Annotated in this window: 12 protein-coding genes; 2 read left to right on the forward strand and 10 right to left on the reverse strand. The window is 60.7% G+C overall.

Translation table 11 applies throughout. The annotated features are described in order from the left end of the window. Window positions 1–81 precede the first annotated feature (81 nt). The 3 genes from gatA to tatA are packed head-to-tail and all read right to left on the reverse strand — an operon-like array spanning window position 82 to window position 2,347. Window positions 82–1,509 carry an Asp-tRNA(Asn)/Glu-tRNA(Gln) amidotransferase subunit GatA gene (gatA, locus tag ABD819_RS00240; RefSeq protein ID WP_345119742.1) on the reverse strand — a complete coding sequence of 476 codons (1,428 nt, stop codon included), beginning with the start codon at window positions 1,507–1,509 and terminating at the stop codon, window positions 82–84. Window positions 1,510–1,537: 28 nt separating this feature from the next. Continuing rightward, window positions 1,538–1,981, reverse strand: a complete 444-nt coding sequence (locus tag ABD819_RS00245; protein ID WP_345119743.1) for a Sec-independent protein translocase subunit TatA/TatB — start codon at window positions 1,979–1,981, stop codon at window positions 1,538–1,540. An 18-nt stretch (window positions 1,982–1,999) separates the two neighbouring features. After that, complete coding sequence (tatA, locus tag ABD819_RS00250; protein WP_345119744.1) at window positions 2,000–2,347, reverse strand: twin-arginine translocase TatA/TatE family subunit; 348 nt, start codon at window positions 2,345–2,347, stop codon at window positions 2,000–2,002. 273 nt (window positions 2,348–2,620) lie between these two features. Here tatA and ABD819_RS00255 point away from each other — a divergent pair, with 273 nt between their 5' ends. After that, on the forward strand, window positions 2,621–3,565 hold the full coding sequence (locus ABD819_RS00255) for a GAF domain-containing DNA-binding protein (protein ID WP_345119745.1): 945 nt from the start codon (window positions 2,621–2,623) through the stop codon (window positions 3,563–3,565). A gap of 241 nt (window positions 3,566–3,806) precedes the next feature. Here the strand turns inward: ABD819_RS00255 and ABD819_RS00260 are convergent, their stop codons facing one another. The 7 genes from ABD819_RS00260 to ABD819_RS00290 all read right to left on the reverse strand — a co-directional run bounded on the left by ABD819_RS00260 (window position 3,807) and on the right by ABD819_RS00290 (window position 12,173). Beyond that, complete coding sequence (locus tag ABD819_RS00260) at window positions 3,807–5,393, reverse strand: murein hydrolase activator EnvC family protein (protein ID WP_345119746.1); 1,587 nt, start codon at window positions 5,391–5,393, stop codon at window positions 3,807–3,809. A gap of 26 nt (window positions 5,394–5,419) precedes the next feature. Further along, window positions 5,420–6,196 carry a lipoprotein insertase outer membrane protein LolB1 gene (lolB1, locus tag ABD819_RS00265; RefSeq protein WP_345119747.1) on the reverse strand — a complete coding sequence of 259 codons (777 nt, stop codon included), beginning with the start codon at window positions 6,194–6,196 and terminating at the stop codon, window positions 5,420–5,422. Then, window positions 6,189–8,021 carry a tetratricopeptide repeat protein gene (locus ABD819_RS00270; RefSeq protein WP_345119748.1) on the reverse strand — a complete coding sequence of 611 codons (1,833 nt, stop codon included), beginning with the start codon at window positions 8,019–8,021 and terminating at the stop codon, window positions 6,189–6,191. Before ABD819_RS00270 ends, lolB1 begins: the two co-directional genes overlap by 8 nt. 112 nt (window positions 8,022–8,133) lie before the next feature. After that, window positions 8,134–9,144, reverse strand: a complete 1,011-nt coding sequence (locus ABD819_RS00275; RefSeq protein WP_345119749.1) for a sugar phosphate nucleotidyltransferase — start codon at window positions 9,142–9,144, stop codon at window positions 8,134–8,136. 114 nt (window positions 9,145–9,258) lie between these two features. Next, the gene (gene dut, locus ABD819_RS00280; RefSeq protein WP_345119750.1) at window positions 9,259–9,693 is read right to left on the reverse strand and encodes a dUTP diphosphatase; all 435 of its coding nucleotides are present in this window, start codon (window positions 9,691–9,693) and stop codon (window positions 9,259–9,261) included. Window positions 9,694–9,764: 71 nt separating this feature from the next. Beyond that, window positions 9,765–11,273, reverse strand: coding sequence for an oligosaccharide flippase family protein (locus ABD819_RS00285; protein WP_345119751.1), 1,509 nt, complete (start codon window positions 11,271–11,273; stop codon window positions 9,765–9,767). A 108-nt stretch (window positions 11,274–11,381) separates the two neighbouring features. Beyond that, window positions 11,382–12,173 (reverse strand): enoyl-CoA hydratase/isomerase family protein, encoded by a 792-nt coding sequence (locus ABD819_RS00290; RefSeq protein WP_345119752.1) that lies wholly within the window; start codon window positions 12,171–12,173, stop codon window positions 11,382–11,384. Window positions 12,174–12,411: 238 nt separating this feature from the next. Here ABD819_RS00290 and mscL point away from each other — a divergent pair, with 238 nt between their 5' ends. Continuing rightward, complete coding sequence (mscL, locus tag ABD819_RS00295; RefSeq protein WP_345119753.1) at window positions 12,412–12,840, forward strand: large conductance mechanosensitive channel protein MscL; 429 nt, start codon at window positions 12,412–12,414, stop codon at window positions 12,838–12,840. The last annotated feature ends 130 nt before the right edge of the window (window positions 12,841–12,970 follow it).

The following is a 12,970-nucleotide window of genomic DNA, read 5'->3' on the forward strand; positions in this document are numbered from 1 at the left end:
CTTTTAACTTTCTGTAAAAGTGTACGCTAACCTGAAAACTGCTGTAAGCAGAAGTTGAAACAGGGCGCTGACGCGCTGAACCTACGCCAGCACTTCTTCGGTCAGCAAACTGGCGAAGGCCAGCAGCTCCGCTTCGCGGAAGGCCCCGGCCATTACTTGCAAGCCGATGGGCAGGCCGGCGGCATCCTCCCCTACCGGCACCGAAATGGCGGGCACGCCGGCCAACGAGGCCTGCACGGTGAAAATATCGGCCAGGTACATCGAAACCGGGTCCTGCTTCTCGCCTATTTTGAAGGCCGTGGTAGGCGTGGTAGGCAGCACCAGGAAATCGTACTGGCGCAGCAGCTCGTCGGTTTTGTCCTTAATCAGCCGGCGCACGCGCTGGGCTTTGGTGTAATACGCGTCGTAGTAGTTGGCGCTGAGCACGAAGGTGCCCAGCAGGATGCGCCGCTGCACTTCGGCCCCAAAGCCCTGAGCGCGGCTCTTTTTGTAGAGCGACTCCAAATCCGTAGCATCCGGGGCACGGTAGCCGTATTTCACGCCATCGAAGCGGCCCAGGTTGGAGCTGGCTTCGGCGGTGGTGAGGATGTAGTAGGTCGGAATCATAAAGTTGAGGTAGGGAAAATCCACCGCTTCCACCACATGGCCCTGGCCGCGCAGCAGGTCGAGCTGATTTTCCAGCGCCGCCTTGATTTCGGGGTTCAGCCCTTCGTTATCCACGGCATCGGTAATGTAGCCGATGCGGTAGTGCGGCGCGGGCGTGAGCTGCTGACTGTAGGCGGGCACTTCGCGCTGACTGGCGGTGCTGTCCATGCCATCGGGGCCGGCCATGATTTCCAGCAGCAGCGCAGCATCGGAAACCGAGCGGGTGATGGGCCCAATCTGGTCGAACGACGAGGCGAATGCCACCAACCCGTAGCGCGAAATGCGCGAATACGTCGGCTTAAAACCAATGACCCCACAAAACGCCGCCGGCTGGCGCACTGACCCGCCCGTATCGGACCCAATCGAGGCCAAACACATATCGGCCTGCACGGCCACGGCCGAACCGCCCGACGAGCCGCCCGGCACCCGGTCGGGGTCGGCGGCGTTGCGGGCCGGACCGAAATAAGAGGTTTCGTTCGAGCCGCCCATGGCAAACTCATCGCAGTTCTGGCGACCGATGAGGATGGCATCGGCGTCGAGCAGGCGCTGCACGGCCGTGCCGGTGAAGAGCGACTTGAAGCCGTCCAGCATCAGGCTGCTGCTTTGCAGCGAGTGCCCGGCGTAGGCCAGCACATCCTTGATGCCGATGACCATGCCGGCCAGCGGGCCGGCGGTGCCGGCGGCCAGCCGGGCATCCACGGCATCGGCCTGGGCGAGGGCTTCGTCGGCCCACACTTCCAGAAAGGCGTTGAGGTGCTGCTGGCGCTCGATGTTGCCCAGGTAATACTCAACGAGCTGGCGGCAGGACGTGGTGCCCGCCGCCAGCTCGTTACGAACTTCGGATAAAGACTGAAAACGCTTCAAACTATTTGCAGATTAGGTGACCGATTCGTTAGGCGTCGGGATTGGCGGGGAGGTAGGGCTGCCGGGGCTGCGTGCCTTCGGGGGCCAAGTTAGGGGGCAGCGAATAAGCGACGGGCGGCGTGGTTTCCTCGGCCTTGTGGTCGGATGAGTGGTCGGCGGCAGCGGTAGCCGTGGCTACCGGAGCGGCAGCCCAGGGGTCGAAACCCGAACCTGCTTCCGCCACTGGGGGTGTAGGCAGGGGGGCAGGATATTGGTTCTGGGCCGCGTAGTTGGGCTGCGTGGGCTGGCCCGACTGCTCGAATTCGCGGCGGATTTCGGTGCTGGCATCTTTGAACTCGCGGATGCCTTTGCCGAGGCCCCGGGCCAGCTCGGGGATTTTGTTGGCCCCGAAGAAAATCAGGATGACGACCATAATCAGCATGAGCTCAGAGCCGCCGATATCGCCGAGGAAGAGAATGAGGGAATTTTGCATGACGCAGAGGGCACTTATTTAGCGCGGCTGGTTGGTGGGGTCGTTAGGATTGAACACGGGCGGGACCGGCTGCTGATAGCCGGTCTGCGACGCACCTTGCTGATAGCCGGTCTGCGGCTGGCCCTGCTGATAGCCGGTCTGCGGCTGGCCCTGCTGGTAAGGCGGCTGCACGGGCGGGGCCATGGGCTGGTCGCGGTACTGCGGCTCTTCTATTTTGCTGGCGTCCTTGAATTCGCGCACGCCTTGGCCCATGCCTTTGAACAGCTCAGGAATACGCTTAGCCCCAAATAACAGCACAACCACAAATACGATAAGCAGAATTTCGGTAGTGCCGAAGTTGCCAATTAAAAACAGAGAATGAAGCATGAGAAGGTGGGCACCCGGGCCCGGTTATGGTGATTAAAAGAGGATATACGCAGCCGAATGCTTTTTGGAGTATCAAAGATACCCGATAGGAAGACTTTGAGGCATGAAGGTGGGGTTTACAGGCAAAATGCTGTGGTTGGTCGGGCCATAACCAATGTTGAACGGGATAAGTCCATATCTACCCGAAGAGAACGGCTAGCTTTGCTGCCCCATTTCCCATCAACCTAACTATTAATGACGAGGTTAGGTTGAAATGTCACTCCTTATTTTGCTGTGAAACACCCCAAACGCCCTGCTCAAACCTTACCGGTCCTGCCACAGGCCAACGAACCGGAGCGCCTGAGAGTTCTCCGCAGCTACGAGGTAATCGACACTGACCCCGAACAGGTTTTCAACGACCTGGTGCACCTTGCGGCTTTTATTTGCGGCACGCCCATATCGCTGATTTTTCTGGTTGACGACAAGCGGCAATGGTTTAAAGCCCGCGTGGGCCTTGAGCCGATGCAAATGCCCCGCGAAGACGCATTCTGCCAATACGCCATGCTGGCCGCCGATGTGTGCGAGGTGCCGGATGCCACCGTGGATGTCCGCTTTGCCCACAACTCGCTCGTTACCGGCGACTCGCACGTCCGCTTCTATGCCGGCGCACCGCTGCTCAGCCCCGAAGGCCAGCCCATCGGCACGCTTTGTGCCCTCGACACCGTACCCCGGCACCTCACCCCCGACCAGCGCGAGGCCCTGCGCGTGCTGGCCCGGCAAGTGATGGTGCACCTCGAACTGCACCACATGCAGCGGCAGGTTGAAAACGAACGCCAGACGCTCGACGGCGTGCTGCGGATGGTTAACAGCAACAGCGAAGCCCCGCACACCAACAGCCGCTCCGAAATTTTTGTCAAGCAGGAGCAGCGCCTGGTGCGCGTAGCCACCGCCGACCTGCAGTACGTGGAAGCCCTGGGCGATTATGTAAACCTGCATACTACCCGCGAGCGGCTCACCGTGTACGGCACCATGAAGGACTTAGAAGCCAAGCTGCCGAGCCACGATTTTGCCCGGGTCCACCGCAAGTACATCGTGCGTCTCGACCGCATAATTGCCATCGAAAACGACGCGGCCACGCTCGACAGTAGCTTGCCCGCCCCCCAGTCCCGCACCCCGGTGCGCGTGCCCATCGGCAGCTCTTACAAAGCGGGGCTGTTGGCCCGGTTAAATGTAGTTTAAGCCCACGACTGCCAGCGCACCCCGGCAAATGAGGCATTCACCGCGCCAGCAACCCAATTCGCCGAATTATTGGCCATAATAACCGGGAATCCCCCAGTTTTGCGTCGGTTATCAGTTGCAGCCGGCTAGTAGCCCCTGCAACCGGCAACTAAGTTTGTTTTCATAGCTCAGAAAGACCCGCGCCTTTGGCTCGGGTTTTTTTTTGCCCGTCTCCGCTTTTTGCGCTCATTAGCGAGGGAGGCTACTTGTGGCCCAGCCAGTTTTCCGGGTTCAGATTCGAGGAATTATGCCACACCTGAAACTGCACTTCGGAAGTGCCTTCGGTATCGGTGGCGACCGTGCCGATGACTTCGCGGGCGCTCACACGCTGGCCTTCCCGCACGCTCACCGAGCGCAGCTTGGCATACACCGTGAAGAAGTCGCCGTGCTGAATCATGACGATGGTATTCATACCCGCGATGTTGGCAATGGTGAGCACCTTGCCATCGAAGCAGGACCGCACGGCCTCGCCGGCCCCGGTCTGAATGTCCACGCCCCGGTTCTCGACGGTCACGTTGCGCAGCACCGGGTGGGGGTGCCGCCCAAAGCGCTGGCTGATGAAGCCGCGGCCCACGGGCCAGGGCAGCCGGCCCCGGTTGCCGGAGAAGGACGACGAGAGCACCGCCGTTTCGGGCGTGAGGGCAATGCGCACGGCCCGGCGGTCAGACGCCGTTTCGGCAGCGGTTTCGGGCGCGTCGTTTTCGGGCGCGGCGGTGGGGTTGTCGCCGGCTGCTTCCGGGGCGCTGGTCACCGTTTCCGGGTCGCGGCGCGGGCGGGTGGGTCCGGCCCCGCCTCCGCCGCTACGGGCCGCGGCGGCGCGGCGGGCGGCGCTGGCGGCGGCCAGGTTGGCTTCGCGCCGGGCGGCTAAGCGGGCAACGCGGGCGGCGCGGGCTATTTCTTCGCGCACGCGCTCCGCAATCAGGTTATCGAGGCGGTTGACGGCCTGGCGGCGCTCTTCCAGCTCCTGGCGCAGGCCCTGCTCCTGCTGGCTGAGCTGCTGCACCATGTCGTCTTCTTTTGATTTCAGGGTGAGCAGGCTCTTGTTTTCGCTGAGCTGGGTATTGAGCAGGCTGCTTTTGCGTTGCTGCTGCCGCGTGAGGCCCGAAAGCTGCTGGTGCAGGCGCTGCTGCGCGCCCACAATGCGGGCCGCCTGCCGCTGCCGCTCCTCGGTGTATTGCCGGATGTAGCGCAGCCGCAGCGCAAACTGGTTGAACGACTCCGCCGCGAACAAAAACATCAACCGGTTGAATCCGCTGGACGTTTTGGCAGCCGTGTAGAGCAGCCGCGCGTACTCGGCCTTGAGCTCGCGCAGGGTCTGCTGGGTTTTCAGCACCTGGCCGGCGGTTTGGTGCACGTTGGTTTCGATGCCCTGCAATTGGGTTGAAATCCCCCGAATAACCTGCTTCTTTTCCGTCAGCCTGGCCGTGATGACATTCAGCTGGCCCAGGCTCACCTTTTTCCGGGCCTGGGTTTGGTCCAGCGCCTGGCTGGTTTGCTGAATCTGGCGCAGGTTGGCCCGGCGCTCACGCTCCAGCTGGTCCTTGCTTTTGGGGCGCGCGTTGCGCGTGGTGGCGGGCCGCTTCGTGCGGCTGGTTGTTTTCGAAGGCTGCCTGGCTTTCGTCGTCGTCGTTTTAGTCGTTTTCTTTTTTGGGCGCTGCTGCGCCGCCACGGGCGTGGCCAGCCACAGCCCCAGCAGGGCCAGCAGCCACCAGTGCCCACACGCCAGGCCCGCCCGGGACTGGCCCGCGCCGCACTTCTCACCACCAGCCGTTCGTACCTGCTTATTCAACGCGCATCAGTCCTAAATTCTGCTCCTTATTTCTGACGCTTGTAGCCCTTGGGCACCGTGAAGGGGAACGCCAGCCGCTCGCGCCCGGCGTTCACCTTGGTGTAGTTGAGGGCCGCCGTGACCACGCCCGCTGCCGCCTGCTGGGCCTGAATAAACGTGGCATGGGCGAAGGTGATGTCGTCCTGCTGCTCCAGGGGCTTGAAATCGGTATAGTCCACGGTGAGGTTGCGCTTGCTGGCGTCGTCACTCACTTTGAGCTGCTGCACGCGGCCGGTGGCCTGCAAAATGCGCTCGACCAGCACGCCCGCCAGCGGGTAGGCCACGCGCTGGCGGCCAGCCTCTTCGTTGGTCACGGTGGGCGTGGTGCCGGTGGGGGCTGGCAGGTAGTCGCCCAGCAGCAGGGCCTGCATCTGGGCAAAGCTCACGGGCACGTTCAGCAGCTTGCTGAGGTAGTCGTAGCCACCCGTGAAGTAGGTTTTTTCCAGCTTGTTCAGCACCCGTACCGAGTCGCGGGTGAGCACCGCCCGCACGCCTTCCACGCCCAGCAGGCCGGCCGTCACCCAGATAATACTGTCGCGGCGCATACGCAACGAGATGTTAGCTCCCTGCTTCTCGCCCTTCATCGTGATTTGGGCCTTGCCTTTGGCGCTCAGGAATGTGAAGGACGTGTTGGTGGCCCGCACCATCGGCTCGGCCACCGATACCGAGGTGCCGGGCCCCTTGCCCGAAGTAGTGGGCACGGCTTTGCGGGCACAGCTGCCCAGTAGCAGCCCCAGGGCCAGCAGCAAAGTGAGTTTATTCATATAGCTTACGGTCTTTCAGTTTGCGGTCCAGCAATTCGGACGCGGTGCCCATTTTGCGGGCCCGCTGCCACTCAGCCACAGCCTTGTCCTTCTCACCTAGCTGAAACAGGATGTCGCCGTAGTGTTCAATAACAGAAGCATCTTTGGTGGTTGGCACCACTTTTTCGAGGCTGGCTTTGGCCCCGGCGTAGTCCTTCTGCTTGTATAGCACCCAGGCGTAGGTGTCGACGTAGGTGTCGCTGTCCGGGAACTGCTTCACCACCTTGCCCGACATCTGCTTGGCCTTCTCCAGCTTCACGCCCCGCAACGACAGGAAATAGCTGTAGTTATTCAGCACCTGCACATTGTTGGGGTCGCTGACTAGGGAGGCTTCGTAGGCCGCGTCCGACTTTTCGTAATCGCGCAGCTCGTGGTAGGCATCGCCCAGCTGGGCATCAAACTGGCTCAGTAGCTCCGTGTTGTTCGCTACCAGCTTGCGGCCGTGCTCCAGGGCTTTCACGCCTTTTTGCGGCTGTTTTTTCAGCAAGTGCGCCACGCCGTTGTAAAACCACAGCGAGGCCTGGTTGGGAAATAATTCCAGGGCCCGGTCAGTGTGCACGAGCAGCGAATCGGTCTGGTTCAGCTCGGCATCAATGAGCACCACCTGCTGCCAGATTTGGAACTTGGAGTTGTCGTAGCGCAGGGCTTGCAGGTACGTATCGCGGGCCTCTTTTTTCTGGTCGGTCAGGGTCTGGATATCGCCGGCCACGGCGTAGGACTTTGCTTCCTTGGGAAAGGTTTTGACGGTGGCCGCCGCCAAATCAAGCGCCAGCTGGTTCACCGCTGCCTTGGGGTTAGGCAGCTGCTTGATGTAGCCCACCAGAATACGCACCCGCTCGTCGATGTCGAGCGCCGGGCTGGAAAACGCCAGTTTCAGCTGCTGGGCCGCCTCATCGGGCAGGTTTTGCTGGCGGTATACTTCGGCCAGAATCAGGTGGCCCTGGGGGTTGGAGGCATCGAGACTCAGGGCCTGCTGGGCCACCCGCGCGGCATCGGCCAGGCGGTTGTTGCTGGCGTACATCTCGGCCTGGGCCAGCACGTAGCGCGCTTCGCTCGGGCTGGCTTTGATGAGCTTTTCGCCCTCGGCCAGCGCCAGGTCCAGCTTATTCTGCTTGAGGAAAATCTGCTGCTTCTTGAAGGAAATCTCATCGACCTGCCCGAACTCCTTTTCGGCTTGGTCCAGGGTGGTCAGGGCATCGGGCAGCTTATTCTGGGCCAGATACAAATCGGCCAGGTTGAACAGGTAGCTGCCAGAATTGGGCACCTGTTTGATGAGGGCCGCGTAGGTCTTGGTGGCGGCATCATACTGCTTCTGGCTGGCCTGAATCTGGGCCAGCAGCAGGTAATAGTAGGCGTTTTGCGGGTCGAGCCGGGTGGCGGCATCGGCGTAGTTGGCCGCGTCGCGCAGGTTGCCGCCCAGCAGGTTGGCCTCGGCTATCTTGTAGTTGATGGCCGCGTTGTCGGGGTTGAGGGCGTAGGCTTTCAGCAGGCGCTCCAGGGCCTTGGTGTAGTCCTCCAGCAGCACGTACTTCACGCCATCTACAAACAGCGCCTCGCTCTGCTCACGCTCGCGCTCCGAGGCCTGCACGCTCATGCCACCGCGCACTTCGGCCCGGCGGGCTTTGGCTTCGGCCAGCTTCTTGTTGGTGTCGCGCTGTTCTTTTTCCAGGGCCCGCTGTTCGCGGCGGCTTAGCTTGGCGGGTGCCGGCGCGCCATCCGTGGGCTGCGCGTAACCCACGGCCGCCAGCCCCAACCAAAACAGCAGACTCAGAACAACTTGACGCATATATAATAAAACCGGACTTGCGGCCCGGCTCACGAAATTACGGGTAATAAGCCAACGACGCGGCCTCCACCAGAAGGCCGCGTCGCTGCTAACGCATTTCCGGCTTAAAACGTCACACGCGCAATTGGTTATAATCGCCGAGGCTCAAATCGTCGGGCGTGCCGGTCACGCTCGCGAAGTTGCCAATCATCGAGTTTGTAATAACTGCATTCAGCACCGAAGCCGACTGCTGCACGATGGAGTTCGACAGGCGCGAATCGCGCACGTTGGCGTGGTCGCCCAGGCTCACGTGCGGGCCCACCACCGAATCGGTAATTACCGCGTTTTCGCCGATGTACACCGGCTCCAGCAGCACCGAATTGGTGATAATGGCCGATTCCGCCACCAGCGACTCGCCGCGCTCCTTCAGGTACTCGAGGTAGCGCTGGTTGGTGAATACGGTGGCGTCCTTGTTGCCGCAGTCCAGCCACTCGGTTACGCGGCCGGGCACGAACACCGTGCCTTTGTTCTTCATGTTCTCCAGGGCATTGGTGAGCTGGTACTCGCCCTTGTCCATGATGTTGTTGTCGAGCAGGTATTGCAGCTCGCTGCGCAGGTACTCGCCATCCTGGAAGTAGTAGATGCCGATAATGGCCAGGTCCGAGACAAACGTCTGCGGCTTCTCCACGAAGTCGGTGATGCGACCCTGCGCATCCAGCTTCACCACGCCAAACGGCTTGGGGTCGGCCACCTGCTGCACCCAAATGGTGCCGGGCACGCTGGAATCCAGGGTAAAATCGGCTTTGAACAGCGTATCGGCAAAGGCCACCACCACGGGCCCACTCAACGATTCCTGAGCGCACAAAATGGCGTGGGCCGTGCCCAGCGGCTCGTCCTGATACACGATGGTGCCCTTGGCCCCTACCGATTCGGCAATTTTCACGAGGCTTTTTTCCACTGCGTCGCCGAAGCGCCCTATGATGAAGGCCACTTCCTCTACCTGGTCGCCGCACACTTTGGCAATGTCCTCCACGAGGCGCTGCACAATGGGTTTGCCCGCAATCGGAATCAGCGGTTTGGGAACGGTGAGGGTGTGGGGGCGCATGCGCTTGCCCATGCCGGCCATCGGGACGATTATTTTCATCAGTGGTTAGTGGTTAATGATTAGTGGTAAATGATAAATAATTAGTGGTCAATGGCTAGTGGTTGTCCCCCTTCTATCGGGCGACATTAACCACTAACCGCTAATCATTAATCATTACTTCTTTCCCGTGCTTCCATACCCGCCCGCGCCGCGTTGGGTTTCGCTCAGGGCCTCGACGGGCTGCCAGCTTATGGTTTCGTGTTTGGCAACTATCAGTTGGGCAATACGTTCGCCGTCGTTCACCACGAAAGGCTCGTTGGATAAATTCACGAGCAGCACCTTGATTTCACCCCGGTAGTCGGCATCAATCGTGCCCGGGCTGTTCACCAGCCCGATGCCGTGCTTGTAGGCCAGCCCGCTGCGGGGCCGCACCTGCGCCTCGTAGCCCACCGGAATTTCCAGGCTCAGGCCCGTCGGAATGAGGGCCCGCTCCAGCGGCCCCAGCGTCACCGGGGCCTCCAGGTTGGCGCGCAGGTCGAGGCCGGCGGCGTGGGGCGTTTGATATTCGGGCAACGGGTGCCGGGAGTGGTTTATAACGGGAATGTGCATAGAAAAGCAAGCGGTCTGAATACGGCTCGCACCGCAAATATATAAACGATACTATACCAGCAGGCGGCGGCTTAAATCGGGCTAGGGGCCGCCCGCCGGGGCCGCTCCACCACATACAGTGCCGCCAGAAACACGAGCGTCAGGCCCGCGTGCCAGGCGTGGCGGGCCCACCAGTCGGCCACACGCACGCCCCAGCCCAAACCCACCAGCGCCGAGGCAAACAGCAGCCACAGCCCCAGCCGCAACGCCGGGTACGGCACCGGAAAGTGCCGCTCGCCCAGCCGCCAGCACAATATCGCCATCATAAAATAGCAGGCCAGCGTGGCCAGCGCGCATCCCAGGTAGCCCAGCACCGGAATCAGCAAAAAGTTGAGGGCAATGGTGAGCACCGCGCCCCCGGCCCCGATGTAGGTGCCGTAATAGGTTTTATCAGTGAGCTTGAACCACACCGACAGATTGTAGTAAACCCCCAAAAACAGGTTGGCCAGCAGCAGAATGGGCACCACCACCAAGCCCTGCAAATACTCGGGCCGCCGTAGAAACAATTGCCCGAAATCCTCCACATTCAGGCTGATACCAACGAAAATCACCGCACAACACAGCGTAAACCACTTCAGAATCATGGCAAACGTGGCCGGCGAGTTCTTCTCGGTGCTCTGGGCGAAGAAGAACGGCTCGGCCGCGTAGCGGAACGCCTGAATAACCAAGGACATGAAGATGCTCAGCTTGTAGCAGGCCCCGTAAATGCCCACCGCCGTGAGACTGCTCTGGCCGGGGTAAAACCCTTCCGGCAGCCACTTGGGCAGCAGAATGCGGTCCAGCGTCTCATTCACCATGCCGGCCAGGCCCATCAGCATCAGCGGGTAGGCGTACTGCAGCAGCGGCTTGAGAAACGCCAGGTTCAGCCGGAAGCGGAAATCCAGCAGCTCGCGGCCCAGCAGCAGCAGCGTGAGGCCGCTGGCAAACAGGTTGCTCAGAAACACGTAGCCCACGCCCACCGTGGGGTCGTATACTTGCGCCACCAACGGCTGTAGGCCCGGCAGCCACTTGCCGCTGGCCACGGCCGGGCACAGCACGATAAAAAACAGGTTCAGCACCACGTTGGCCACGATGCCCGCCAGCTTGATGCCGGCAAACCGGCGCGCCTTGTTCTCCAGCCGCAGCCGCGCAAACGGAATGGCCGTGAGCGCATCCAGCCCCAGAATCAGGGCCACCCAGATGGCGTACCGCTCATTGCCGGCCGGAATCTCCAGCAGCCCCAGCAGCGGGCGGGCCAGCAGCATCAGCCCGATAGTGAGCCCGATGGTAGTGAGCAGCAGCAGGCTCAGCGTGCGGTCGTACAGCTCGCGTCGGTCGGTGCCCGACCGGTTGGCGAAGCGGAAATACGTGGTTTCCATGCCGTAGGTGAATACTACGTTCAGAAACGACACGTAGGCGTACAGCCCCGTCACCACACCGTACTCGGCCGCCGCAAATGCTCCCGTGTATATCGGCACCAGCAGGTAGGTGAGCACCCGGCCCACAATGCTGCTGATACCATACACGGCCGTCTGCGAAGCCAGTTTTTTTACTACACTCATTCTGAACCAATTAAAAATTGAGAATTAAAAATTAAAAGTTGACCCAACGAGTAGGTACCTGGCAGTTCTTCTGCTCATTTTTAATTTTTAATTATTCATTTTTAATTCTCATTTGCCAATGAACACCGCCGCGCGCTTCTCCACGAAAGCAGTAGTACCTTCCTTAAAATCGTGGCTCTCAAACGCCTGCCCGAAGGCTTTTACCTCGGCCGCGTAGCCGTCTGCATCCTTGGCGTAGTGCGCGTTCACGCACTCCAGCACCATGCTCACGGCCAGCGGGGCCTTGCCCAGAATCTTACCCAGCAGCTGCTGGCAGAACGTCATCAGCTCGGCTTGCGGCACTACGTGGTTCACGAGGCCCAGGCGCAGGGCCTCGTCGGCCTTTACCATATCGGCCGTGAGCAGCAGCTCAATGGCCTTGCCCTTACCGATAAGCTGGGGCAGGCGCTGCGTGCCGCCGTAACCGGGCACCAAGCCCAGGTTCACCTCGGGCTGGCCGAAGCGGGCATTGTCCGAGGCCACGCGCATGTGGCAGGCCATGGCCAGCTCGCAGCCGCCGCCCAGCGCAAAGCCGTTCACGGCCGCCACCACGGGCTTGGTGCTTTCCTCAATGCGGCAGAAGGTTTCCTGACCGTACTCGGCCGCCCGCGCCGCCTGCGCGGGGGTGAGGGCCGCCAGCTCGGCAATATCCGCGCCGGCCACAAAGGCCTTCTCGCCGCTACCCGTGAGGATAATGCCGCGCACCTGCGGCTCGTCCAGCGCCCGCTGCATGGCCACGTCGATGTCGGCAATAGTGGCCGCATTCAACGCGTTGAGCTTAGTGGGCCGGTTGATGGTGATGGTGAGGATGCCGCTGGCGGCATCCAGGTCGTAGAGCAGGTTATCGAAAGAAGCAGACATAAAAAAAGGAGGCCCCGCATAAGGCTGGCCCCGCCAAAGATAGGACACGCGCCCGGTGGTGCTGGTCGGGCCAATGCCGTGGTTTGCCGCCCGGCAGCCTCCGTCGGACGAAACCGCCCCAACCGCTCCAGTCTGGGCAACCAACTTTGCAAGCATATTGAAGCATCGGGCTCTTGATTTAAAGACTTAGCTTTAACGCCATACCCGTTATTCTTTCACTTTTCAACCTTTTGCTACCATGGGATTTGTCTCCGAATTCAAGGAATTTATCGCCAAAGGCAACGTACTCGACCTGGCCGTTGGCGTCATCATCGGCGCGGCTTTCGGCAAAATCGTCACTTCCCTTACCGACGACATCATCATGCCCGTCGTTGGCCTGGCGCTGGGCAAAGTCGACTTCGCCAACCTGTTCATTGCCATGAACGGCCAGCAGTACGCCACCATCGCAGAAGCCAAAAAGGCGGGCGTAGGTACCATCAACTACGGCCTGTTCCTGAATGCGCTTATCAACTTCCTCATCATCGCCTTCATCATCTTCATGATTGTAAAAGCGGCCAACAAGATGAAAAAAGCCCCCGTCGAGGTAGTAGCCGTGGCCCCGCCCCCCACCACCGACCAGCAGCTACTCATGGAAATCCGCGATTCGCTGCGCACCGGCCGCGTTTAAGCACCCACGCCGTTCGGCCAGAAAAAACCGCTGTTTACCGCATATTAGGCGGAAATTTCACCCGTTTTGCTTCAAGTCCTCGTTTTATTGAAGGCAGGTAAGCAGTCGATTCAAAATAAGTTGCGAACTT

Origin of the sequence: Hymenobacter antarcticus (assembly GCF_039539545.1) — a bacterium.
GTDB lineage: Bacteria > Bacteroidota > Bacteroidia > Cytophagales > Hymenobacteraceae > Hymenobacter > Hymenobacter antarcticus.

What these genes read in the sequence shown, in the direction of transcription:
- ABD819_RS00245 (WP_345119743.1), bottom strand. Translation starts at nt 1,981, where the DNA reads ATGCAAAATTCCCTCATTCTCTTCCTCGGCGATATCGGCGGCTCTGAG.
- tatA (WP_345119744.1), bottom strand. Translation starts at nt 2,347, where the DNA reads ATGCTTCATTCTCTGTTTTTAATTGGCAACTTCGGCACTACCGAAATT.
- lolB1 (WP_345119747.1), bottom strand. Translation starts at nt 6,196, where the DNA reads ATGAATAAACTCACTTTGCTGCTGGCCCTGGGGCTGCTACTGGGCAGC.
- ABD819_RS00270 (WP_345119748.1), bottom strand. Translation starts at nt 8,021, where the DNA reads ATGCGTCAAGTTGTTCTGAGTCTGCTGTTTTGGTTGGGGCTGGCGGCC.
- ABD819_RS00275 (WP_345119749.1), bottom strand. Translation starts at nt 9,144, where the DNA reads ATGAAAATAATCGTCCCGATGGCCGGCATGGGCAAGCGCATGCGCCCC.
- dut (WP_345119750.1), bottom strand. Translation starts at nt 9,693, where the DNA reads ATGCACATTCCCGTTATAAACCACTCCCGGCACCCGTTGCCCGAATAT.
- ABD819_RS00285 (WP_345119751.1), bottom strand. Translation starts at nt 11,273, where the DNA reads ATGAGTGTAGTAAAAAAACTGGCTTCGCAGACGGCCGTGTATGGTATC.
- ABD819_RS00290 (WP_345119752.1), bottom strand. Translation starts at nt 12,173, where the DNA reads ATGTCTGCTTCTTTCGATAACCTGCTCTACGACCTGGATGCCGCCAGC.
- mscL (WP_345119753.1), top strand. Translation starts at nt 12,412, where the DNA reads ATGGGATTTGTCTCCGAATTCAAGGAATTTATCGCCAAAGGCAACGTA.